At 41.4% G+C, this 25,024-nt stretch carries 18 protein-coding genes, 2 tRNA genes, 3 rRNA genes, 1 pseudogene and 1 riboswitch; of the genes and pseudogenes, 9 read left to right on the top strand and 15 right to left on the bottom strand.

The window, feature by feature from the left end; all coding sequences use genetic code 11:
- Positions 1–22 precede the first annotated feature (22 nt).
- The 5 genes from JFY49_RS07665 to JFY49_RS07645 form a co-directional block, all read right to left on the bottom strand.
- A complete protein-coding gene (locus tag JFY49_RS07665) occupies positions 23–1,267 on the bottom strand; it encodes a D-amino acid dehydrogenase (RefSeq protein ID WP_200224693.1) in 1,245 nt (414 codons plus the stop codon).
- A 148-nt stretch (positions 1,268–1,415) separates the two neighbouring features.
- Positions 1,416–1,505: riboswitch (glycine riboswitch) on the bottom strand.
- 174 nt (positions 1,506–1,679) lie between these two features.
- Positions 1,680–2,225 carry a GNAT family N-acetyltransferase gene (locus JFY49_RS07660; protein ID WP_200224692.1) on the bottom strand — a complete coding sequence of 182 codons (546 nt, stop codon included), beginning with the start codon at positions 2,223–2,225 and terminating at the stop codon, positions 1,680–1,682.
- Positions 2,226–2,337: 112 nt separating this feature from the next.
- Positions 2,338–3,432, bottom strand: a complete 1,095-nt coding sequence (gene aroC, locus JFY49_RS07655; protein ID WP_166171813.1) for a chorismate synthase — start codon at positions 3,430–3,432, stop codon at positions 2,338–2,340.
- A gap of 12 nt (positions 3,433–3,444) precedes the next feature.
- Positions 3,445–4,455, bottom strand: a complete 1,011-nt coding sequence (prmB, locus tag JFY49_RS07650) for a 50S ribosomal protein L3 N(5)-glutamine methyltransferase (RefSeq protein WP_180081632.1) — start codon at positions 4,453–4,455, stop codon at positions 3,445–3,447.
- A 103-nt stretch (positions 4,456–4,558) separates the two neighbouring features.
- The gene (locus JFY49_RS07645; RefSeq protein ID WP_200224691.1) at positions 4,559–4,924 is read right to left on the bottom strand and encodes a lysozyme inhibitor LprI family protein; all 366 of its coding nucleotides are present in this window, start codon (positions 4,922–4,924) and stop codon (positions 4,559–4,561) included.
- Positions 4,925–5,124: 200 nt separating this feature from the next.
- Here JFY49_RS07645 and JFY49_RS07640 point away from each other — a divergent pair, with 200 nt between their 5' ends.
- From JFY49_RS07640 to JFY49_RS07610, 7 genes are all read left to right on the top strand, one after another.
- Entirely contained in the window at positions 5,125–5,430 is a 306-nt protein-coding gene (locus JFY49_RS07640; RefSeq protein ID WP_166171817.1) for a hypothetical protein, read from the top strand.
- Positions 5,431–5,630: 200 nt separating this feature from the next.
- Positions 5,631–7,004: an ABC1 kinase family protein gene (locus JFY49_RS07635; protein ID WP_200224690.1), complete on the top strand. Its 1,374-nt coding sequence runs from the start codon at positions 5,631–5,633 to the stop codon at positions 7,002–7,004.
- A 235-nt stretch (positions 7,005–7,239) separates the two neighbouring features.
- The gene (locus JFY49_RS07630; protein WP_200224830.1) at positions 7,240–8,526 is read left to right on the top strand and encodes an acyl-CoA dehydrogenase family protein; all 1,287 of its coding nucleotides are present in this window, start codon (positions 7,240–7,242) and stop codon (positions 8,524–8,526) included.
- A 24-nt stretch (positions 8,527–8,550) separates the two neighbouring features.
- Positions 8,551–9,750, top strand: a complete 1,200-nt coding sequence (locus JFY49_RS07625; protein WP_200224689.1) for an acyl-CoA dehydrogenase family protein — start codon at positions 8,551–8,553, stop codon at positions 9,748–9,750.
- Positions 9,751–9,852: 102 nt separating this feature from the next.
- Positions 9,853–10,338 carry a GNAT family N-acetyltransferase gene (locus tag JFY49_RS07620; protein WP_200224687.1) on the top strand — a complete coding sequence of 162 codons (486 nt, stop codon included), beginning with the start codon at positions 9,853–9,855 and terminating at the stop codon, positions 10,336–10,338.
- Positions 10,339–10,716: 378 nt separating this feature from the next.
- Positions 10,717–11,259 carry a type 1 glutamine amidotransferase domain-containing protein gene (locus JFY49_RS07615; RefSeq protein WP_200224686.1) on the top strand — a complete coding sequence of 181 codons (543 nt, stop codon included), beginning with the start codon at positions 10,717–10,719 and terminating at the stop codon, positions 11,257–11,259.
- Positions 11,260–11,460: 201 nt separating this feature from the next.
- Complete coding sequence (locus JFY49_RS07610) at positions 11,461–12,048, top strand: lytic transglycosylase domain-containing protein (protein ID WP_200224829.1); 588 nt, start codon at positions 11,461–11,463, stop codon at positions 12,046–12,048.
- Positions 12,049–12,321: 273 nt separating this feature from the next.
- Here JFY49_RS07610 and rrf read toward each other — a convergent pair.
- The 9 genes from rrf to ftsY form a co-directional block, all read right to left on the bottom strand.
- Positions 12,322–12,436: ribosomal RNA gene (gene rrf, locus JFY49_RS07605) — 5S ribosomal RNA — on the bottom strand.
- A 177-nt stretch (positions 12,437–12,613) separates the two neighbouring features.
- Positions 12,614–15,506, bottom strand: a 23S ribosomal RNA gene (locus tag JFY49_RS07600).
- A 399-nt stretch (positions 15,507–15,905) separates the two neighbouring features.
- Positions 15,906–15,981, bottom strand: a tRNA-Ala gene (locus tag JFY49_RS07595).
- Between the two features lie 48 nt (positions 15,982–16,029).
- Positions 16,030–16,106: transfer RNA gene (locus JFY49_RS07590), tRNA-Ile, on the bottom strand.
- Between the two features lie 61 nt (positions 16,107–16,167).
- Positions 16,168–17,705, bottom strand: a 16S ribosomal RNA gene (locus JFY49_RS07585).
- Together the 16S, 23S and 5S rRNA genes with 2 tRNA genes alongside form the textbook arrangement of a ribosomal RNA operon.
- A gap of 497 nt (positions 17,706–18,202) precedes the next feature.
- A complete protein-coding gene (locus JFY49_RS07580) occupies positions 18,203–18,871 on the bottom strand; it encodes a DUF2057 family protein (RefSeq protein ID WP_200224685.1) in 669 nt (222 codons plus the stop codon).
- Positions 18,872–19,082: 211 nt separating this feature from the next.
- Positions 19,083–19,676, bottom strand: coding sequence for a nitroreductase family protein (locus JFY49_RS07575; RefSeq protein WP_200224684.1), 594 nt, complete (start codon positions 19,674–19,676; stop codon positions 19,083–19,085).
- Positions 19,677–19,863: 187 nt separating this feature from the next.
- Complete coding sequence (locus JFY49_RS07570; RefSeq protein WP_200224683.1) at positions 19,864–20,550, bottom strand: nitroreductase family protein; 687 nt, start codon at positions 20,548–20,550, stop codon at positions 19,864–19,866.
- Between the two features lie 174 nt (positions 20,551–20,724).
- On the bottom strand, positions 20,725–21,840 hold the full coding sequence (gene ftsY, locus JFY49_RS07565) for a signal recognition particle-docking protein FtsY (protein ID WP_166168447.1): 1,116 nt from the start codon (positions 21,838–21,840) through the stop codon (positions 20,725–20,727).
- A gap of 252 nt (positions 21,841–22,092) precedes the next feature.
- On the opposite strand from ftsY, the pseudogene JFY49_RS07560 reads away from it, so the two are divergent.
- Both JFY49_RS07560 and JFY49_RS07555 read left to right on the top strand, forming a co-directional pair.
- Positions 22,093–23,241: pseudogene (locus JFY49_RS07560) on the top strand (M16 family metallopeptidase); the annotation flags it as partial.
- Positions 23,242–23,255: 14 nt separating this feature from the next.
- Positions 23,256–24,731, top strand: coding sequence for a M16 family metallopeptidase (locus JFY49_RS07555; RefSeq protein WP_200224828.1), 1,476 nt, complete (start codon positions 23,256–23,258; stop codon positions 24,729–24,731).
- Here JFY49_RS07555 and JFY49_RS07550 read toward each other — a convergent pair.
- Positions 24,658–24,978 (bottom strand): hypothetical protein, encoded by a 321-nt coding sequence (locus tag JFY49_RS07550; RefSeq protein ID WP_200224680.1) that lies wholly within the window; start codon positions 24,976–24,978, stop codon positions 24,658–24,660. The genes JFY49_RS07555 and JFY49_RS07550 overlap by 74 nt on opposite strands.
- Between the last annotated feature and the right edge of the window lie 46 nt (positions 24,979–25,024).

The raw sequence follows: 25,024 nt of genomic DNA, 5'->3' as shown, positions 1-25,024 counted from the left end.
AACTTCATGCTTTTTTAATAACTCAAATAAGATGCTGCGAAGCGATTTGCTGACTAATCATTACCGCTGTCGCTGCAGATAAAGTCCAACCTAAATGACCATGACCGGTATTATAAAAAACCCGTTCACGGCGACCCCGACTGACCATTGGCATCATGTTGGGCATCATCGGACGTAAACCTGCCCAAGGTACAACATTTTCAGTACTCATATTGAAATTCTTGTTGACCCAATCTGTCAGCGGTTGAATACGGTCTGCGCGAATATCCCGGTTATAGCCATTAAACTCAGCCGTGCCTGCAACACGCAGACGATCAGCACCTAAGCGTGAAGTCACAATTTTTGCACTTTCATCCAGCAAACTGACCCACGGCGCATTTTTGACACTATCTTCATCATTCAGGTTCAGGGTAATAGAATAACCTTTCACAGGATAGACATTGACCCGATCACCAAGTAAATTTGCCAAGTGATAGCTTCCAACACCACCACAAACCACCACAGCATCAGCTCCCAGTGATTCCACTACAGCTGCATCAAGGTGCATATTTTCATTACTGGCATGGCAAAGCACAGTGACACCTTTGTTATGGTGTTTTACATCCGTGACTTCCATACCAAACAGGTATTTTACCCCATACTTTTCAGAGGCTTCAGCCAAACCTTTGGTGAATTTATGGATATCGCCGGTCGCGTCTCCAGGACAATAAAAACCGCCATAATATTCACCTTTCAAGCTTGGTTCTATGGCTTTGATTTCTGCAGGAGTAACTGCCATTCTTTCCAGTCCACCCTTGATCAGCAGATCATTAACTTTGGTGGCGATCTCATAATCTAATTTGGTGTGGTAAAAATGCAAAATCCCGCGTTTTTCCAGATTGAACTGAATATTTTCTTTTTCAGCAACTGCAAATAAGCGCTCACGCGCTAAAAGTGCCATTTTAACGGTATCACGAGTATTGGTTTCATAATGTTTAATATTACCCAGAAACTCCATTAACCAGCCATATTTATGCAGATCAAAAGATGGGTTGAGTAATAATGGTGCATTTTTATTGGACATCCACTTAATACCTTTGAGTACGGTGGCTTTTTGATTCCAGACCTCTGCATTACAGGCAGAAAGTTGTCCGCCATTGGCAAATGAAGTTTCCATGGCAGGATACAAATGCTTATCCAAAACCGTGACTTTATAGCCTAAATTGGCAAGCTCGTAGGCAGTAGTAACACCTGTAATGCCTGATCCAATCACAACAATATGACACATAGCACACTCCTTGGAAATGTAGATCTACATTTCTATACGCCCCATCTGTCATGGTTACCTGAGAGCTTCGATCACATCATTATAATTAATAACGCCGACCATCCCCTTCGGTGAGCATATATTTTTCTATACTTCTCTCCAGATTTTTAAAATTATTACAGTCCTTTTGCCTGAGAGTTTCCGGGGTCATTGCTCCTTCGGCGTGTTCACAGAAGAACATCTCTCCTGCAATAATTATTTATATTAATATGAGCAATTTTTATACCATGTGCGAGCACTAAATTGATTGATTTGTTAAGCACTGTTATCAGGCTATGAATAGACATATTTTTCAAATACTTGAAATTCAAACCAGTTTAGTTAAATGATATAGCTTAGGCTATTATTTTAAGGTTATGTACTTTTTGAGTGCTTAACTTATACCTCTCAGCACTGACTTTGACATCTGTTGTAATTGCAAATCAATCAAGGGTTGTCCGACATTAGCATGAATGGGATAAGGTTCGGTATGCTGCGTTTTAGCATAACCACACCGTGCATAATATTGAATCAGCTCTGTTCTGCTATCCAGCACCCACATTTCATAATGACTTAATGTAGGACAGTGTTCTACTGCCATTTTCTCAGCATATTTTAAAACATGTTTGCCAATACCCTGATTTTGCCAAGCTGAAGCTACACAAAAAGTGCCTATTTCCACACTATTCTGCTGAAAGGTTAAGCCGATACATGCCACTAAATGCATTTGCCCATCTTCTATAACTTCAGCTATATACAGATAAAAATTCTCTTGTGCCAAGGTTTGCTTTAGCTGCTGGGCATTAATCCTGTCTCCAGCAATAATATGCTGCTCACTGGTCCAGCTAGAACCTGTATTGGTACGATAGGCCTGATTGATCAACGCAACAAGAGTTTCAACATCATTGGCATTTGCCAGTCTATATTTTAATGCTTTCATTTTTTTCTAAAAATGTCTGTTTCATAGAAATTACCACAAATAATAGATAAAAAATCAGGCAATAAAAAGCACATTACTTACTGCATTCGGGCAAAGCAGTGTGCTTTACTCTTCACTTAGGCTCAATCGGAGTAAACGGCGCAACCACATCGGCATTCTGGGCACGATGACGCATGAAGTGATCCATGAGTACAATGGCAAACATCGCTTCAGCAATCGGAGTTGCACGCACGCCTACACACGGGTCATGACGGCCTTTGGTCAATACATCGGTATCTTCACGGTCGATATTAATGGTTTTACCCGGAGTGGTAATACTTGCCGTCGGTTTCAGTGCAATTGCAACACGAATGGTTTGACCACTTGAGATTCCACCCAGAATGCCGCCAGCATGATTTGCCAGGAAGCCAGCTGTGGTCAATTCATCACGTGATTCATGACCAAACTGTTCAGCAACCGCAAAACCATCACCAATTTCAACACCTTTAACAGCATTAATAGACATCATGGCATGCGCAATATCTGCATCCAGACGGTCAAATACCGGCTCACCCCAACCCACAGGCACATTCTCGGCAAGAATTTCCAGCTTCGCACCGCAGCTGGTACCTTGTTCACGTAATGAAGTCACTAAAGCTTCAAAACGTGGTACGGCATCCACATCACCACAGAAGAATGGATTATTTGGAACTTCATTCCAATCCAGTTTTTCAGCTTTTTCAGTGCCAATCTGGGTCACGTGACCACGAATCACGATACCAAATTTTTCAAACAAGAATTTCTTGGCAATGGCACCCGCAGCTACACGCATAGCCGTTTCACGTGCGCTTGAACGACCACCGCCACGGTAGTCACGGAAACCATACTTTTGGGTATAGGTATAGTCAGCATGACCTGGGCGGAATGTTTGCGCAATATTGCCATAATCTTTCGATTTCTGGTCGGTATTACGAATCAGTAAACCAATCGATGTACCTGTGGTTTTACCTTCAAAGACACCGGAAATGATTTCGACTTCATCCGGTTCTTTACGCTGGGTCGCAAATTTAGAGGTACCCGGTTTACGGCGGTCTAAATCTTTTTGTAAATCTGCTTCAGTCAGTTGTATCCCTGGCGGTACCCCATCGACAATCGCCATCAGGCCAACGCCATGAGATTCACCGCAAGTCGTTACACGGAACAGTTGTCCAATACTATTACCTGCCATGTTGACAACTCCTTATGCTTGAACAGATTGTACAAATAAATCACGGTATTTACGGCACTGCTCTGCAGTTAAAGCAAAAATGCCTGAACCACCATTCTGGAAAGTGAGCCAATGGAAATCTACAGTATTAAAGTTCTGTTTCATCGCCCATTCAGAATTGCCCACTTCAATGACAATCAAGCCATCTTCAGTCAGGTAATCCGCTGCTTGTGCCAGCATTTTACGCACCAGATCCAGACCATCCTGACCTGCTGCAAGTGCAAGCTCAGGTTCATGCAAGAATTCCGCAGGTAAATCCGCCATATCTTCTGCATCCACATACGGAGGATTAGATACGATTAAATCATATTGATTCTCAGCAGGAATTTTTGCAAATAAGTCGGATTCCATCAATGCAACCTGATATTGCATGTTGTGATGTTCAGCGTTAATAGAAGCCACTTCTAAAGCTTCTTTAGAAATATCGGTGGCATCCACTTCAGATTCAGGGAATGCATAAGCCAGAGCGATTGCAATACAGCCTGAACCGGTACACATGTCTAAAATGCGACGCGGTGTTTGTGGATGATCATTTTCAGGAAGATTGTTTAAAGCTTCACGCATCTGGCCATGTTCATCCAGGCAGTAAGGTGCAAAGCGCTGATTAATCAATTCGGCAATTGGAGAACGTGGAATCAGTACACGTTCATCGACATAAAACGGTTTGCCACAGAAATAAGCCAGATTTAATAAATAAGAGGTTGGCACTTTCTCGTTAATGCGGCGTTCCAGCAAGCTGATAAATTCTGCTTTTTCACTTGGCAGCAATTTCGCATCTAAAATTTCCGGGTTGGCATTCCAGTCCAATGCCAGTGTTTGCAGAACCAAAGCCGAACTTTCAGCAAAAAAATCTTCTGTACCTTGACCTAAGTGTGCATCGTATTGACGTAGAGCTGAAACACCAAAACGGATAAAATCGCGAATTGTGCTTAGGTTTTCAGCGGCTTCCTGTAAATGTTCAGGGCTAATAGTCAGTTGATCCACTTAAGGCATCTCCAAGGTCAATTTTTAAAACGCCTTATGATACCTTGTTTTGTGGGGTTTTATAATGTTTCGACCAGATTAAAAACAAATATCTAGGGCGAATTTATTTAGTCTGGTAATAGTAAGTACGCTCCATTGTCATTTCGAGTACACACTTGGATTGTTTAACGGCCATATAGGCAGACGTTACTTTTAAATAACATTTTTGATCTACACGGTTAAGCCAAAGTTTATGCTGTTGCTCTATACTACTTTGATTAAGCACATTCTTGCTTATATAGCCCTTATACGCTTTATTTAAAAGTTTTTCCTGATTTTTCAGTTCTTTTTCGACACACTTTTTGACTGTTCCAATTTCACCATAAGAAGTGTTGAGACATTTATTATATTCGTCAGAATAGCCTTGAGCTAAAACTGAATTTGACCAGAAAGCAGCCAGACTCAGCATCACTGATATTGCTAATCGCATAATATTCCCCTGCCCTAAAAGACTTAATATCAAATACTATTATTGTGTTTATGCCGTGATACTACATCAATCATGTGCAAATTCCTATAACTCGATCATTTATTCCCCCACTCAAAAAAATCATTCATATTGCATATTGAATCTGGCTAAAATAGCCCCATATATTTTCAATTCTTTTTCTACAAAATATTTTTATTGTTATGAGCTACAAACACAATAATTTAATGGCGATGCGTGAAAACTACTGGAATGATACCAATTCTGCACAGGTACAGAAGGAAAAAAAATTCTTTCAACAAACACTACTAGAACAGGCAATTCATAGCAGCCCATCAGAAGATGATGCCAAATATCTGTTTTTTAGTTTGCCGAGTATCGTCATTGTTAAAGGTTATGCACTAGGCTTTCAGCACGATACGGTTCAGGCCATGATTTTTAAATACATTCAAGACAATAAAAAATTGTTACAGCAAAAAGGCGATATCAAAATTCAATTTCGGATGTAAATACCAGCCCAGCATTGAAGCTTGAGTCCATCTGAATAGCGATTTTAGTTAAGCACCCTATTATATTTTGATGGAAAATAAATTAAATTAAACATATTTACTCTCCATTCAGCATGTTGAACTTTTTTAATACGTGAATAAACGGTAATATCCGTTACAATTAAATATTCTGCGACTTGCTGATTAAAGGATTTTGTTTAATGTCAGATCAGAACGATAAGCTTAAACAACTTAAAACCTCTTCCATGGATCGACGCTTATCTATCGCTAAAGCATCATTACTCGCAGGAACGCGTTGGGCTGCATCAAGTGCAACCACCATATTTTCAAGCGAAGCAGAAAAAGAAAAAAAACGTAAAAAAGCCATGAAGGAACAAGCTGACTATCTAGTTTCTGAAATCGGAAAATTGAAAGGCTCGATTGTGAAAATTGGGCAAATGATGGCACTCTATGGCGAACATTTTTTACCTGAAGAAATTACCCAAGCTTTAAATACCTTAAATAATCAGACTGTTGCACTTGCATGGCCGGCCATCAAACAACAACTGGAACAGCAACTCGGCTCTAAGCTGCATGATTTGACCATAGACCGTGAACCTTTGGGCACAGCCTCTTTAGCCCAGGTACACCGCGCCACACGCAACTCAGACGGTTTGGAAATCGTATTAAAAATCCAATATCCGGGCGTCGCTGATGCGATTGATTCAGATATGAGCCTATTTAGAAACATGCTCAAACTGACCCGTATGGTGCCGCAAACCCGTGAATTTGATCAGTGGTTTGATGAAGTTCGTGAAATGATGCATCGTGAAGTCAATTACAAGATTGAAGCCGCGACCACTCGCCGTTTTGCCGAACGTTTAAAAGATGATTCTCGTTATATTGTCCCACAAATTGTGGATGAATATTGTACCGACCAAGTGCTGTGCATGACTTTTGAGCGTGGAGTACCGATCAACAGCCCGGTCATGCTCTCTCTTCCTCAAGAACGTCGTAACCAATTAGGTGAGGCCTCTCTCGAGATTGCCGTTCGTGAGATCTTTGAATGGGGTGAAATGCAGACTGATCCAAATTTTGGCAATTATCTGGTCCGCTTGGGAGATGGTGCAGAAGCTCAAGACAAGATTGTATTACTGGATTTCGGGGCCATCCGCCAGTTTGATGAACATTTGCTGAAAGTCGCTCGTAATCTGATCAAAGCCGGTTATGATCACAATATCGATGAAATGGTTCATGCCATGACCGGTTATGAATTTTTTGATTCTATTCCGCAAAGTATCAAGCCAGATATGGCTAAAGTGTTTTTATTAGCCACCGAAGCCTTTAGCAGCATTATGAATAATCCAGACTTACCTGAAGGTGTGATGGATGCAAATCAGCGCTATGACTGGAAAAAAAGCCAGCTTCATAGCCGTGTCATGCAACGTGCTTCCAAATCGATGGCATCGCGTTATTTCAGTGTGCCACCTAAAGAGTTTATGTTTATTAGCCGTAAATTCATTGGTGCTTATACCTTCATGACCGTCATTGATGCAAAAACCAATGTACGGAAAATGGTGGCGAATTTTCTATAAGCTGTGTAAAGACTAGAATGATGTCTTGTCATTCTAGTCAATTTTCATTTTTCATACCAAGTTTTACTTATAATAAAATAAATAATATTCAATAATTTAATCAAATTTAAATTGATTTTTAACCGTTTATCCAAGTCAATTTTAATTGTCAGCGATGACATAGTCATTTCGATATCCACATGTCAGCATAAAAATATAAAGAATCGAAAACCAATGGATGACAAAAATGACCAATATGGTAAATAAGGCTCAAGGACTTGGGCTATCCCTCATGACCAGAATTGCCGGCAGTGATATGCTGGATCAATTCAAACTGCGTAAATTTCTGGAAAAATCTCTCTATCAAAGTTCAAAAATGGGTTTTAAAACCTTAAGCAAAACCCAAAAAGTTTTTAAAGCCAGCTCCGGTGTCAGTAAGCAACGTTTGCCCAATCAACCGAAATCACTCTTTGATTTAAGTTTGACTGAAGAACAGCAAATGAGCTGTGATGCCATGGATCAGTTTGCATCCGAAGTGCTTTATCCACTGGCAGCTCAGGCAGACAATAACGAACAATTTCCTGCAATGCTTTGGCAACATGCAACAGACTTGGGACTAAATTATTATGCTTTGCCTGAAGCCTTGGGTGGAGTGGCCACCGAAAAAAATATTTTAAGCAATATTTTGATTGCAGAACATTTGGCCAAAGGTGATTTCAGCTTAACTGCCGGATTACTTTCAACCTTTAGCGTGATTAATGCCATTACCCAATGGGGTTCTGAAAAAGTTCAGGCGACCTATTTGTCCAGTTTTGCAAATGATACCGAGATACGCGCTACCTTTGCCATCCAGGAAGCCACTCCTGCATTTAATCCACTGAAATTAAAAACCCAAGCCAGTTCAATCAATGGGCAATACTATATTAATGGCGAAAAAACCTTGGTGATTTTAGGTAAAACTGCAGATCTGTTTCTGGTCAATGCTGAGCTCAATGGCTCGCCAGAAGTATTTATTGTTAAACGTAATCTCAGTATTACGGCTCAAAAAAGTCCGGCTATGGGTCTAAAGGCAACCGAAACCGTTAGCTTAAAATTCCATAATACACCTGCTGAACTGTTAGGTGATGATGACTTTGATTATCTGGCATTTTTAGATCTGGGAAACTTAATGTGGTGTGCTATGGCAGTTGGCACATGTGAAGCAGTCAAAGCTTACTGTATTCAATATGCCAATGAACGTACTGCATTTGGTGAAGCTATTTCACATCGCCAAAGTATCGCCTTTATGATTGCAGATATGGCTATTGAAATTGATGCCATACGCATGCTGATTTTAAATGCCGCCAGCCTGGCTGAAGCAGGAAAACCCTTCCATCGTGAGGCTTATCTAGCACGTCTACTTTGTGCTGAAAAATCCATGAAAATTGGTACTGATGGGGTACAAATTCTGGGTGGCCATGGCTTTACCAAAGAACATCCAGTTGAGCGCTGGTATCGTGACTTACGTGCCACTGCGATCTTGCATTCAGGCTTACATGCTTAATCTATCCAATAAGGAATGATGCAGATGAATTTACAAAATCCTAAAAAATTTAAAATGTTGATAGATCAAGCCCATGAATCAGCTTTAAATGTATTACGCCCGATTTCACGTAAATATGACAAAGCCGAACACAGCTATCCCAAAGAACTCGACATGTTTGCCTCCCTTATTGATGGAATGAATGATGGTGGAGAAGGCATCAATGCCGGAGCTGCTGTAGGAAAACGTGGTAATACCGATGTCGGAAATAAAAATGGCGTTAATATGTCCACGGTACTTGGCGTGATCGAAATGTGTTATGGCGATACCGGTTTATTACTCAGTATGCCGCGTCAAGGTTTAGGTAACTCGGCCATTGCGGCAGTTGCAAATGATGAACAGCTGGAACGTTTTAAAGGCACATGGGCAGCTATGGCCATTACCGAACCCGGCTGTGGTTCAGATTCTGCCGCCATTCGTACTACAGCGACAAAAGACGGTGATGATTACATCCTAAATGGTGAAAAGATTTTCGTCACCTCTGGGGAACGTGCTGATGCTGTTGTAGTCTGGGCAACTTTAGATAAAAAACTCGGACGTGCTGCGATTAAATCCTTTGTTGTTCCTAAAGGTACAGCTGGCATGAAAGTAGAACGCCTGGAACATAAACTAGGCATCAAAGCCTCAGATACGGCTGTCATCAGCTTCATTGACTGCCGTGTATCTGCAGAAAATTTGTTGGGTCATGCTGAAATTGATGTAGCCAAAGGTTTTGCTGGCGTTATGGAAACTTTTGACAATACCCGCCCACTGGTTGCTGCTATGGCGGTGGGATGTGCCAAAGCCTCATTGGAAAGAATTAAGGAAATTTTCAAAGATCAGTTAAATGAAAATTACCAGACTCCCTATCTACAGAGCTCGCATATTGCTGCGCAGATTTACCGCATGGAAGCAGAATGGGAAGCTGCTCGTTTACTCACCATGAAAGCAGCCTGGATGGCTGACAATAAAAAGCCAAATTCACGTGAAGCCTCCATTTCCAAAGCCAAGGCAGGCCGTATCTGTAATGAAATTACCTTAAAATGTGTCGAACTTGCAGCAAGCGTGGGCTATAACGAAGAGGAATTGTTAGAGAAATGGGCACGTGACTCAAAAATTCTTGATATTTTTGAAGGTACTCAACAAATTCAGCAACTGATTATTGCTCGACGTGAGTTAGGCAAAAATTCCAGTGAATTAAAATAAATTTGTCGCTTTTTTCTACGCATAAAACCGGACAAAAGATGGATTTTTATTAGATATCGCGTTATAAAAATCCATCTCCTTTTATTTTACTCATTGAGTTTTATGTACCAAATCAGACCTATTCAACCCCAAGACAATGCTGAAATTGCACAGATTATTCGTGAAGTTTCTAAAGAGTTTGGCCTTGCTCCTGAATCTGGTTTTGCTGTAGCCGATCCTATTTTAGATAATTTATATACAGTTTATCAGCAATCAAATGCCCAATACTGGGTAATTGAAAATCAACAGGGTAAAATTCTGGGTGGCGGTGGCTTATCACCTTTAAAGGGTGATTCTACAATTTTAGAAATTCAGAAAATGTACTTTTTGCCTGAAGTTCGAGGCTTAGGTTTCGCCAAACAACTTTTAGCAAAAGCCTTTCAGTTTACACAGCTGCATGGTTTTCAATCATGTTATCTGGAAACCACCAAGGAACTTTGGCAAGCAGTGAAACTTTATGAAAAATTAGGTTTTCAATATTTAGATCAACCTAAGGGAAACACCGGACATAGCCATGCCTGTGAAATCTGGATGGAAAAACAACTATAATTGGTCTTATTTTATTGTTTTATATAAAAAATCATATTCATTTAACTCATCAGGGTTATTAAGATTTAATTAATATCTTGTTGTCTACTTTGACTTACACTGAAAATATTTATTAACTTCTACAGCATATCGAGTCATAAATTTATGCTAAAAGCATCAGGAAACAGGAAGTTTCCCTAATAAAAAGAATAAACGACATAAGCAAAAAGCTAAAATAGAAGTTAATCACCCCTCATAAGATAAAATAGGCATCATCTAGCTATGAGGCTTATTTTTTAGTATTTTCAAACCTTAACAAGAATAAGCTAAAAATTGTACAGCTTCATTGAGTCGTTTTGTTAATGTCAAAGCTTATCTAAATGATTCAGGATCATTAACATGACTAAAAAAGCATTATTCATAACTTCCAATGTCGGTGTTGAACAAGATGAACTGATCAAACCCCTTGAATTTCTACAATCTAAAGGAATTGAAGTCATTCATGCTGCAGAAGAGCAAAAAGATGTCCAAACTGTCAAGAGAGATAAAGAACATGCAATGGCTTACACTCCACAAACAACTTTGGCTAAAGTCTCTCCAGAAGATTATGATATTTTAGTCATCTCAGGAGGGACAGTAAATGCTGATACGCTACGCTTAAATGAAGATGCTCATAAAATTATTCAGCACTTTACCGATAATGCCAAACCGATTGCTGCTATTTGCCATGGTCCTTGGATCTTAATCAATGCACAGCGAATTAAAGATAAAAATTTAACCTCTTATAAAAGTATCCGGTTAGATTTGGAAAATGCGGGTGCCAAATGGTTAGATAAAGAAGTACATCGATGCAATACCAATAATTGGCCTTTAATCACATCACGATCTCCAGATGATATTCCTGCATTTAATCAGGCAATTTTGCAGGAACTAGATCATTAAAAATATTTTTAAGTGAAAAGTCTCATTAAATTAATGGGACAATTTGTTTATCATTTAAATAATTGAATTATTTTTAATTATAAATTGAGATCAGAGAAATATTTATCACATTGATCTAATCCATCAAAATGTCAGTGCTTGACTCATCCTATTCAGCCCACTAGCATAACTGCAATAAAATTTTACTTTGGGTTTTTGACTTTGTTTTTTACACAGCATTTCTCATATTTATCCTCAAAAAAATCTAACTATCATTTATTTACATTTAAATCCGTATCCGTAGCTATCATTGTTACTACTCTCACTTTTGTCGGGTGTACTTCTTTAAATAGTAATTCAATTGCTAAACGATCTGAAAAATTATCTACAGGTATACAAAAAGCCTATTCAGTTGAACCAGCTACTGCAAACCGCGTTTCTCCCATGATTATTCAAAGTGCAGACAAATATAATGTAGATCCAATATTATTGGCTGCGATGATTCAACAGGAATCAAGCTATAGAAACTCTGTAATTTCGCCTGCTGGGGCGGTCGGATTAACCCAAGTCATTCCACGTTATTGGCAACAAACTTGTCCAGGTGACTTATACAATGAAAGCAGTAATATCCAATGTGGGACTTATATTCTTTCTAAATATAATCAATCATCCGGTAACTGGAAGAAGGCACTTGCCTATTATAATGTAGGTCCGTCAGGTTATGAGAATAATCGTAAAATGCGTAAACAAGGTAAACGGTATGCTAAACAGGTAAAGCAACATCAAAAGAATCTAAAAAATGCTTTATAAACGCTAAATTGTTATTCGAAGCCCAGTTTTAGGGCTTTTTATTATTTCCTAGATTCTCAAATGAAGTGCAACAGGGATTAAAAATTATGAGAAAGTTGTAGATATTATTTTTGAATCTAACAATTTATTTTCAATTTTTTCATATAGATACAACAAAGTATGATCTAACATTATCTGCTCAACTACTATAAGTTTTACTTAAAAAGAATATATCTTATTCCCCCACACAAAAAAACACCCCCAATCTTTGACTGAGGGTGTTTTCGAATAATGAGCTGGCGATGACTTACTCTCACATGGGTAATCCCACACTACCATCAGCGCTAAGAGGTTTCACTTCTGAGTTCGGGAAGGGATCAGGTGGTTCACTCTTGCTATGGTCGCCAGCACAACTGTTTATGACTTTGCGTTTGGTCTTATTTAGATGCCAATGCTTGGTCAAATAGAATTCATTAACAGGTATATCTGAGCTGTCGTATTTTGTTCTTTAGCGTTCACTAAATCAAGCTGTTTTGCTTAATATCGAATTAATTGATGCTTTATACAACAACTGTTTGGGTGTTGTATAGTCAAGCCTCACGAGCAATTAGTATTGGTCAGCTTCACATATCACTATGCTTCCACATCCAACCTATCAACGTCGTAGTCTTCAACGGCTCTTTAGGAGACATAAAGTCTCGGGGAAATCTTATCTTGAGGTAGGCTTCCCGCTTAGATGCTTTCAGCGGTTATCCCTTCCGAACATAGCTACCCGGCGATGCGACTGGCGTCACAACCGGTACACCAGAGGTTCGTCCACTCTGGTCCTCTCGTACTAGGAGCAGATCCTCTCAAATTTCCAACGCCCACGGTAGATAGGGACCGAACTGTCTCACGACGTTCTAAACCCAGCTCGCGTACCTCTTTAAATGGCGAACAGCCATACCCTTGGGACCTGCTTCAGCCCCAGGATGAGATGAGCCGACATCGAGGTGCCAAACACCGCCGTCGATATGAACTCTTGGGCGGTATCAGCCTGTTATCCCCAGAGTACCTTTTATCCGTTGAGCGATGGCCCTTCCATACAGAACCACCGGATCACTAAGACCTACTTTCGTACCTGCTCGACTTGTGGGTCTCGCAGTTAAGCGCGCTTTTGCCTTTATACTCTACGCGTGATTTCCGACCACGCTGAGCGCACCTTCGTACTCCTCCGTTACTCTTTAGGAGGAGACCGCCCCAGTCAAACTACCCACCAGACATGGTCCTCGTCCCGGATAACGGGACAGAGTTAGAACCTCAATATTACCAGGGTGGTATTTCAAGATTGGCTCCACTAGGACTAGCGTCCCAGCTTCAAAGCCTCCCACCTATCCTACACAAGTAAGATCAAAGTTCAATGTCAAGCTGCAGTAAAGGTTCACGGGGTCTTTCCGTCTAGCCGCGGGTACACCGCATCTTCACGGCGATTTCGATTTCACTGAGCCTCTGCTGGAGACAGCGCCCCCATCATTATGCCATTCGTGCAGGTCGGAACTTACCCGACAAGGAATTTCGCTACCTTAGGACCGTTATAGTTACGGCCGCCGTTTACTGGGGCTTCGATCAAGAGCTTCGCTTACGCTAACCCCATCAATTAACCTTCCAGCACCGGGCAGGCATCACACCCTATACGTCCACTTTCGTGTTTGCAGAGTGCTATGTTTTTAATAAACAGTTGCAGGGGCCTGGTTTCTGTGGCTGCTCTCAGCTCAGGAAGCAAGTTCCATCACCAAAAGCAGCGTACCTTCTCCCGAAGTTACGGTACCATTTTGCCTAGTTCCTTCAGCAGAGTTCTCTCAAGCGCTTTGGTCTACTCGACCTGACCACCTGTGTCGGTTTCGGGTACGATTCCAGTGTAACTGAAGCTTAGAGACTTTTCCTGGAAGTATGGTATCAGCCACTTCACTGTACAAGTACAGCTTGCTATCAGATCTCAGCATAGAGCACCCCGGATTTGCCTAAGATGCATGCCTACTTCCTTCCACCTGGACAACCAACGCCAGGCTGACTTAACCTTCTCCGTCCTCTCATCGCATTACACTGAAGTATTGGAATATTAACCAATTTCCCATCGACTACGCCTTTCGGCCTCGCCTTAGGGGTCGACTCACCCAGCCCCGATTAACGTTGGACTGGAACCCTTGGTCTTTCAGCGAGCGGGTTTTTCACCCGCTTTGTCGTTACTCACGTCAGCATTCGCACTTCTGATACCTCCAGCAGACTTCTCAATCCACCTTCATCGGCTTACAGAACGCTCCCCTACCACGTATACAAAGTATACATCCGCAGCTTCGGCACATAGTTTTAGCCCCGTTACATCTTCCGCGCAGGCCGACTCGACTAGTGAGCTATTACGCTTTCTTTAAAGGGTGGCTGCTTCTAAGCCAACCTCCTAGCTGTCTATGCCTTCCCACATCGTTTCCCACTTAACTATGATTTTGGGGCCTTAGCTGGCGGTCTGGATTGTTTTCCTCTTGACTACGGACGTTAGCACCCGCAGTCTGTCTCCCGGATAGTACTCATTGGTATTCGGAGTTTGCATCGGTTTGGTAAGTCGGGATGACCCCCTAGCCGAAACAGTGCTCTACCCCCAATGGTATTCGTCCGAGGCGCTACCTAAATAGCTTTCGGGGAGAACCAGCTATCACCGAGTTTGATTAGCCTTTCACCCCTATCCACAAGTCATCCCCTGGCTTTTCAACGACAGTGGGTTCGGTCCTCCAGTCAGTGTTACCTAACCTTCAACCTGCTCATGGATAGATCACCCGGTTTCGGGTCTATACCCAGCAACTAAACGCCCTATTAAGACTCGATTTCTCTACGGCTCCCCTATTCGGTTAACCTCGCTACTGAATATAAGTCGCTGACCCATTATACAAAAGGTACGCAGTCACCGAACAAGTCGGCTCCCACTGCTTGTATGCATGCGGTTTCAGGATCTATTTCACTCCCCTCACAGGGGTTCTTTTCGCCTTTCCCTCACGGTACTGGTTCACTATCGGTCAGTCAGGAGTATTTAGCCTTGGAGGATGGTCCCCCCATATTCAGACAAGGTTTCACGTGCCTCGCCCTACTCGACATCATCATATAAGCCCTTTCGTGTACAGGACTATCACCTACTATGGTTGCACTTCCCAGAGCATTCCACTAAAGCTTATATGACTTAATGGGCTTTTCCCCGTTCGCTCGCCGCTACTGAGGGAATCTCAATTGATTTCTTTTCCTAAGGGTACTGAGATGTTTCACTTCCCCTCGTTCGCCTCGTAACACTATGTATTCATGTTACGATACCTACCTTATGGTAAGTGGGTTTCCCCATTCAGAAATCTCCGGATCACAGGATATTTGCCGCCTCCCCGGAGCTTATCGCAGGCTATTACGTCTTTCATCGCCTCTGACTGCCAAGGCATCCACCACATGCACTTAATTACTTGACTATACAACCCCAAACAGTCGTTTATCCCTACAAGTAGGATAAGCAACAGATTATGATGATTTCTCATCACTTTCTTACAGTTGGCGTTTGTGCACTTAAGCACTGTACAGCTTCAATTAGATTCATATACCAAAACGCTTGATTCAGTTTAATCGCTAGTAACTCATTTCTTAATCTTCATCAACCAGTCATAAATGACTGCTAATGTCGATTTTAAAACGAGTATGAACAATTTATTTCAACTCAAATATATTCTGTTAATGATTTTTCTCGTCTTCGTCAGATCGAGAAACTGTGATAAATCACAGAGGTTAATAACAATGCCGCGCATTATACGCCGCTTTCTTACTAAGCTCTATAAGCTATCTAACCGTTTGCTTATTATGCATCCGAAGATACATGGTGGAGACTAGGAGAGTCGAACTCCTGACCTCCTGCGTGCAAAGCAGGCGCTCTACCAACTAAGCTAAGTCCCCAGCTTATCAATAAGTCAATGTTTCTGATTTTCCGTACTTCGTCAGTAGTGGTGGGTCTGACAAGACTTGAACTTGTGACCCCACGCTTATCAAGCGTGTGCTCTAACCAACTGAGCTACAGACCCTCAGATACATCGTCATGAAGAACAACTTGTTGTGGATTCTTACCGATCGTCAATCTTTCGTTAAGGAGGTGATCCAGCCGCAGGTTCCCCTACGGCTACCTTGTTACGACTTCACCCCAGTCATCGGCCACACCGTGGTAAGCGTCCTCCTTACGGTTAGACTACCTACTTCTGGTGCAACAAACTCCCATGGTGTGACGGGCGGTGTGTACAAGGCCCGGGAACGTATTCACCGCGGCATTCTGATCCGCGATTACTAGCGATTCCGACTTCATGGAGTCGAGTTGCAGACTCCAATCCGGACTACGATCGGCTTTTTGAGATTAGCATCCTATCGCTAGGTAGCAACCCTTTGTACCGACCATTGTAGCACGTGTGTAGCCCTGGTCGTAAGGGCCATGATGACTTGACGTCGTCCCCGCCTTCCTCCAGTTTGTCACTGGCAGTATCCTTAAAGTTCCCGGCTTAACCCGCTGGCAAATAAGGAAAAGGGTTGCGCTCGTTGCGGGACTTAACCCAACATCTCACGACACGAGCTGACGACAGCCATGCAGCACCTGTATGTAAGTTCCCGAAGGCACCAATCCATCTCTGGAAAGTTCTTACTATGTCAAGACCAGGTAAGGTTCTTCGCGTTGCATCGAATTAAACCACATGCTCCACCGCTTGTGCGGGCCCCCGTCAATTCATTTGAGTTTTAGTCTTGCGACCGTACTCCCCAGGCGGTCTACTTATCGCGTTAGCTGCGCCACTAAAGCCTCAAAGGCCCCAACGGCTAGTAGACATCGTTTACGGCATGGACTACCAGGGTATCTAATCCTGTTTGCTCCCCATGCTTTCGTACCTCAGCGTCAGTATTAGGCCAGATGGCTGCCTTCGCCATCGGTATTCCTCCAGATCTCTACGCATTTCACCGCTACACCTGGAATTCTACCATCCTCTCCCATACTCTAGCTTCCCAGTATCGAATGCAATTCCTAAGTTAAGCTCAGGGATTTCACATCCGACTTAAAAAGCCGCCTACGCACGCTTTACGCCCAGTAAATCCGATTAACGCTCGCACCCTCTGTATTACCGCGGCTGCTGGCACAGAGTTAGCCGGTGCTTATTCTGCGAGTAACGTCCACTATCCCTAGGTATTAACTAGAGTAGCCTCCTCCTCGCTTAAAGTGCTTTACAACCAAAAGGCCTTCTTCACACACGCGGCATGGCTGGATCAGGGTTCCCCCCATTGTCCAATATTCCCCACTGCTGCCTCCCGTAGGAGTCTGGGCCGTGTCTCAGTCCCAGTGTGGCGGATCATCCTCTCAGACCCGCTACAGATCGTCGCCTTGGTGGGCCTTTACCCCACCAACTAGCTAATCCGACTTAGGCTCATCTATTAGCGCAAGGTCCGAAGATCCCCTGCTTTCCCCCGTAGGGCGTATGCGGTATTAGCATCCCTTTCGAGATGTTGTCCCCCACTAATAGGCAGATTCCTAAGCATTACTCACCCGTCCGCCGCTAAGTATTAGTGCAAGCACCAATACTCCGCTCGACTTGCATGTGTTAAGCCTGCCGCCAGCGTTCAATCTGAGCCATGATCAAACTCTTCAGTTTAAAATCAATAGTGCATATAGTGCACCAATCTTGGCTCATCAATTTTCTGACAAATATTTCTCAAATAAACTTCGAGTAATTTCTACCATCAATCAATGAAAATAATTTCGATCAATCAACCAGTAAAAATCCACACAAGTTGTTCTTCATAATCTCTTAATGATCTATTTCCTACCTCGTCAGTAGAAAATATAACGCAATAAACATTTAACAACTTAACCTGTTCAGCTAAGTTCGTTTGCTGTATCGCGTCGGGATGCAGCGTATTCTATAGAGTTTTTAAATCAACACAACCCCTATTATAGAATTTTCTATAATTTTACATTCGAGTGTTTGTTTTTTAACCTAATAAGGTATTTTTAGCATATTTAAAGACTATTTTGAGTGTTTTTTACACATTGCAACATTCATTTTTTAGATAATTTTTACCATTTTAATTTTTATTCGTCCTTCTCAAAATAATAAAACCAGCTTTACGCTGGTTTTATTGAGATTTATTAATTGGAATGCTCTGCTAGCCATGACATAAACTTCTGACGTTCTGCTTTATTTGCTTTTTGCCATAATTGAATCAGTTGCTGATCAACAGTTACTCCTGAAGTTAACGACTCACTAAAAGTAGCTGCCACCATTTTTGATTGCACGGCTGCTTGTGTATATATAGGTGCTGGCTGATTCTGCAAAGCTGTTTTCTTTTGAGTCAAATCTGTAGTTTTTGAAAATATACCTTGTCCTAACCATGGTTTTTGTTCTGTGTTTGCACCTACTTGCTGCACCAGCATCTGATTATTTTTATCAAACAATGCCACCACAGGTTGTTCAGCATATTTTTTTGCAGCTTCAAAATTTGCTGGCACATTGATCAGGTCCAGTCGATATTCTTCACCATCTTGCAAAATGGGCGTGCGGACAGTCACCACAGATGATTTCACAATATCATGTTCACCATTCAAATGTTCAAAATACTGGGTGTAACGCATACTAATATTGCTAATACCTGCATCAACTTTGTATTGATTGTTCTTGGCACGAAATAATCCCGTATTAACTTCCTGATCATTCACCGCTAGAATTTTAATTTCTTCTGGTGCTGAAATAGTAACGGCTGAAAATGCAGCACTACTTACCATCAATGCAGCTGCAGCAAAAGTTAATTTTAGGCTCATCCCACTATCTCTTCTTTGAATATTAAAAATAATTTGCACTATGCAATTAACAAATGACAATTTTATGACAATGCTATTTTTAATACAGCTGTATTTTCAAGACTTTGTTGAGATAAGCTTTGCAGCTTAATTGATTTATCTATCATTCCCTTTATCAATAAAAAGAGTGCCATTTCAGCACTCTCTTAACTTGACTTAAGTAAAACATTGATCAGTCAAATCTTTTGAAACGGATACTATCATCAAGAAATGTTTTTTCTCCCGCTGGTACTTCAATTGAACCAAACACCAATTCGGCACGTAATTTCCAGTTTTCAGGGATATCGAAGGTGGCTGCCACTTCATCATCAATCACGGGATTGTAATGCTGCAAGGAAGCACCAATATGCTGTTCTGCCAATGATGCCCATACAGCAAACTGTGCAATGCCAGTCGAATGCTCTGACCATGCTGGAAAATGCTCAGCATATAAGGGGAATTGTTCTTGGAGAGATTTTACCGCATCCTGATCTTCAAAAAACAGTACCGTGCCATAACCGGCTGCAAAACTGTTAATTTTTGCATTAGTACTTGCAAATGAATCTTCTGGCACAATTTTACGTAATGTTTCACGTACGATACTCCAGAATTTCGCATGTGATTCTCCATATAGAGTCACGATACGTGAAGTTTGTGAATTGAAAGCCGAAGGGCTATTTCGTACTGCCTCTTTAATAATCTCTTCGATTTGATCAGCTGCGATCGGAACGTTTTGACCAATTGCATAAATAGTACGGCGTTGTTTCATATGGGCTAAAAATGACATGGCTCACCTTCTTGGAATTTTAATAACCGTAATTAGAATATATTGATCTTATGTTAATTTTAGAAGTATTCCGCAATTAAAAAAGTGACATTGTGTTTTATTTATAGAATAGTTTTATAGTTGATTTTCAACCGATATAAAACAATAAAGCACCTATAAAAAATGCTTTATTGATATCACGATCAGATTAATTCAGAATTCTAAATCGTTCAGCATTTTGAGGTTCTTGTTTAATCTCTACTTCTTGTTCAATGGAACCAAAAACCAGCTGTGCTCGCAGCAACCAAGATTCATTAATGTGAAAATGTTCCGCAACTGCCGTATCTATACTCGGATTATAATGCTGCAAACAGGCACCGATGCCTGAATCAGCCAAGGCTGTCCATACTGCATATTGCGCCATACCCGATGTCTGTTCTGACCAGATTGGAAAATCATCAGCATTAAAAGGAATTTTCTTTTGCAATTTTTGAATAATGTTCTGATCTTCATAGAACAGTACCGTTCCATACCCTGCCATGCATTGATCTATTTTCATTGCTGTACCGGCGAATACATGTACGGCGACTAGTTTACGTTGTACTTCTTTGACAATTTCCCAAAATTGCTTATGGGAATCACCAAACAACACCACAATTCTAGAACTTTGACAATTTAATGCAGATGGACAGCTTCGCACAGCCTCTTGAATCAACTCTGCCAAATAGGCCTGGCTAAAATGAACCTTTCTTCCTAGAACATAAATACTGCGACGTTTTTTTAATTGATCGACAAAAGTCAGTTCATTCACATCCTCAACAGCTCTTTTTTTAAATCTTAATTCTTTGGTGATATCTGTGGTAAGGACATGACCAATTTTCTCTAATAATGCCACAACAGTACTCCCCAATAAGAATGCTAAAGCTTTTAAGATTTTTTCATATTCTAACGGTTTTATAAGAGAGTTCTTTGGATCATGGATTTTTAAATGTTGTTTTTTAAATCAAACAATTACTACTAAAATAACAAACTCCGCATTTAGCGGAGTTTGTGTGAAATATCACGCATTTTACTTTTCAGTTTCGAATAATGCTGCAACAAATGATTTTGCCGAAAATGGACGTAGATCATCAATTTTCTCACCCACACCAATAAAGCGAATAGGTACATGGGTACGGCTGGCGATATTAAATAACACCCCGCCTTTAGCCGTGCCATCGAGCTTGGTAATGGTGAGCCCTGTCAAGCCAACAGCTTCATCAAACATTTCAACCTGATTAATTGCATTTTGACCAGTACCCGCATCCACCACCAGCATAATCTCATGCGGTGCTGTCGCATCAATTTTTTGCATCACACGTTTTACTTTGGTCAACTCTTGCATTAAATGACCTTTGTTATGCAAACGACCCGCAGTATCAGCAATCAGCACATCCACGCCTTTGGCACGTGCACTTTCAAAAGCATCAAAAATGACGGATGCACTGTCTGCACCATGACCCTGTGCAACCACTGAAATATTGTTGCGTTCGCCCCAAATTTGTAATTGTTCTGTTGCTGCAGCACGGAAGGTATCGCCCGCAGCCAGCATGACTTTTTTGCCTTCGCCTTGCAAACGTTTTGCCAACTTACCAATCGTAGTGGTTTTACCCACGCCATTAACCCCTACCACCAAAATCACAAATGGTTTTTTATTTGGATCAATATGTAAAGGCTTAACACGCGGAGCAAGCAATGCCACCAATTCTTCTTGCAACGCTTTATAAAGCGAATGTGAATAAATCAGATCACCACGTGCAGTACGTTCAGTTAAATTGGCAATAATGGTTTTGGTTGCATCTACACCAATATCTGCAACCAGTAATTGCTCTTCCACTTCTTCCAGCAATTCATCATCGATTTCTTTACCACCAATGAGAATGTTGACCATACCATCGGCAAGGTTTTTACGGGTTTTGGTCAAGCCTTCTTTCATGCGGCTAAAAAAGCCACCTTTAGACGTAGCGCCTTGCTCTATTTCTGTTTGCTCGGTTTCTGTGGCTACAGGCGCAGAAACAGTAGCTTGTTTATTTTGAGTTTCAACAATAGGGATATTTACCGCAGGTAAATTCGGTAAAGTGACATCGTCATCCCCGATATCAGCATCAATCAAAAATTTATTTTGCCCATTAGATTGCTGTTGCATGCCGAATCCTTGAAAAGCATAGCGTTAAAAAACAAGGATTCTAGCATAGTTTTGTCCTGCGTTTTCCAATAGACACTGAACACACCAAAAACCAACAACTTAACCTTTGCTTTCAAGCAAAAGTTTCTGAAAAATGATCATAAATATAATTTATGACTGGGGGTAAATCTTGTGCTCGAAAGCAGCTACCCACTTTTTTTAAAGCCGTCTTTTTTTAAAAATCCAGTTTTAACGCTCACATTGGCTTTATTGATGCTTCAAAGTGGCTGGGTACATGCAGACACTCGCAGTAAACTGACACCTACGACCTTTGAAACTACACTCAAAAACGGTTTAAAAGTAATTATTCGGGAAGATCACCGTTCTCCTATGGTCATGACGCAAATCTGGTACCGGGTAGGCAGCAGTGATGAATCGGGGAACTTATTAGGCATTTCGCATGTACTGGAACATATGATGTTTAAAGGTACGCAAAAAGTTCCCGATGATAAATTTACCCGCTTAAGCCGTATGTATGGTGGACGCATCAATGCTTCAACTTTTACCAATTACACCAATTATTACCAGCTCTACCCTAAAACCTATTTCCCACTGGCTTTAGAACTTGAAGCAGACAGGATGAGCAACCTGTTATTACGCCAGCAGGATTTTGATCCTGAAATTAAAGTGGTAATGGAAGAACGGCGCCTACGCACAGATGACAATCCCCGATCCCTAGCTTTCGAACGTTTTAAATGGATCACCTATCCAACCAGCCATTATCGCCAACCGGTGATTGGCCACATGAAAAATCTGCAAAACATTCGACTTGAAGATATCAAAAAATGGTATCGTGACTGGTATAGCCCCAATAATGCTCTCCTTGTGATTGTCGGTGATGTCGACACTGAACAAACCTTGCTGCAAGTACAAAAGTATTTTGCCGATATCCCTGTCAGAAAAACCCCGCCACGCAATGACGTATTAGAATTTGACCATATCGGTTATCGCCATATGGAATTGAATTTTCCAGTAAAAGTAGCAAACCTGCTTATGGCCTGGAACGTGCGCTCACTGGCTACAGCCCAAAATCCGCAAGATGCTTATGCCTTAACCATCATCAAGAACATCTTGGACAGTGGAATTTCTTCACGACTACAAGATCGTCTGGTTAGGGACAAAAAAATATTAACCTCGGTCAGTGTGTCTTATGATCCTTATAGCCGCGGAGATAGCTTATTGAGTATTTCAGCCTTGCCTACAGACGGATTGAGTTTGCCAGAGGCAGAACAAGCCATTCAAGCTGAAATTGAGCTGCTCAAAACGGAGCTGGTCAAACCCACAGAAATCAAGCGAGTGACAGCTAAATATGTCTCCAATTTAGTCTATAGTCAGGATGACATTGCCGGACAAGCCCAGATGACTATTCAACACAGCTGAAATCAATCCCCCTGTTACAAAGCTTGAAAATCACCCATCCACAAAATCAATTCCACGCCCCCTATGTGCATGAGCTAAAAAACAGATATCAAATTCGTACGCTATTTGTAGAATCACAGGATTTACCTATGGTTGATATTCAGCTGACCTTTAATGCAGGCTCGGCCCGGGATGAAGAAATCGCACCAAGTTTATTTGGTATTGCTAATATGGCAGCAAAATTAATTGATGAAGGAACAGAAAAATATACGGCCAATGAAATTGCCCATATTTTTGAAAATGTAGGGGCACGATTTAGTGCTCAGGCGTATCGGGACATGTTTATTGTAAAATTACGGGTATTGTCTGAGCCTAAAAAACTTGAACCGGCTATAGCCATGCTGCTGGAAGTACTCAACCATTCCACCTTTAAAAAACCCAGTATCAATCTGGTATTAAGCAATACTCAAGTAGGCCAGAAACAGATCCAGGAAAGCCCTGGCCGCATGATGAATATCCTGTTTTACCGTGCTTTATATGGAAAACATGCCTATGCCGAACCCATTACCGGGACTCAGCGCAGTATTAGCAAAATCACACCGGCACAATTACAGCAGTTTAAGGAACAATTTTTGGTAGCACAGAACCTGAACATTGCCATTACCGGTCAACTCAGTCCCAAACAGGCACAGCAACTTGCTGAACACATCGCAGCTAACCTAAAACACGGAGAAAAAGCTAGACCTCTAGCTCAACCAGTCGATAACTCAGTTTTTGATATTCGCCATATCAAGTTTAACTCCAGTCAGGCACATGTCATGATGGGACAACTGGGCCCTACACATTTTGATCCGGATCGACTCGCCCTAGAAGTGGCCAACCAGATGTTTGGGGGAAGTGGTTTTAATTCTATCTTAATGAAAGAACTACGGGTTAAGCGCGGTTTTACCTATGGAGCTTATAGTTCATTTTCATTTAGTCAGGCTCCCGGAACTTTTAGTTTTAGTTATTCCACCCGACAAGACCAATTGCTCGACAGCATACAAGTTGCTCATCAGGCCTTGATCAATTTTGTCAGCCAACCTATTAACCCAAAACAGCTGGAAGAAACCAAGGCCGGGATGTTACGCGCTTTTCCAAATAATTATAGTAGTAATGCCAGTATCAATGCACAGTTAGGTTCGCTAGGATTTTACAATCAGCCCGCTGACTACCTGAGCAATTATCCCAAATTATTAGAAAAAATTACCGTGCAAGATGTTCAGAATGCCCTTCAAAAACATCTACATCCTGAACGCCTCACTATTATTGTGGTCAATGATAAATTAGACAAAGCCGCGCTGGAGACAATACTTAAACAAGATTTAAGTCCCCAAGTTCACTCAAACACGCCTTCGGTTGAGCCAATCCCTAAAACAATTATTGCTCCGCCTGTAAAGGAGGTAACTGATGAGCCTGTGTCATCTCCAGATGATGCGCTTGCATCAATTTGAAATATTGTGCATAAGGAATCTGAGGTTGCTGTATCAAAAGTAGGGCCATTTCCTGGGTCGCTGGATAATTGGCTTGAGCTGAAAGTTGCACGACATTTTCAAATTGTTTAACAGTAATGGGACGATGCAAGGCAATGAAAGCAAGAATCAGAATAATGGCAATGATTGTAACGACAAATCCGTTATAAATATCTTCCAGCTTTATTTGAGATTTTAATTGAACAATTTTCTGTACAGCGCTACGCATAACCTACCTCGAATTCAAGGTAGTGTAGGATGCAGCATAAAGAAGT

It is taken from the genome of Acinetobacter sp. CS-2 (assembly GCF_016599715.1).
GTDB lineage: Bacteria > Pseudomonadota > Gammaproteobacteria > Pseudomonadales > Moraxellaceae > Acinetobacter.
This window is presented reverse-complemented; position numbering and strand designations above follow the sequence as displayed.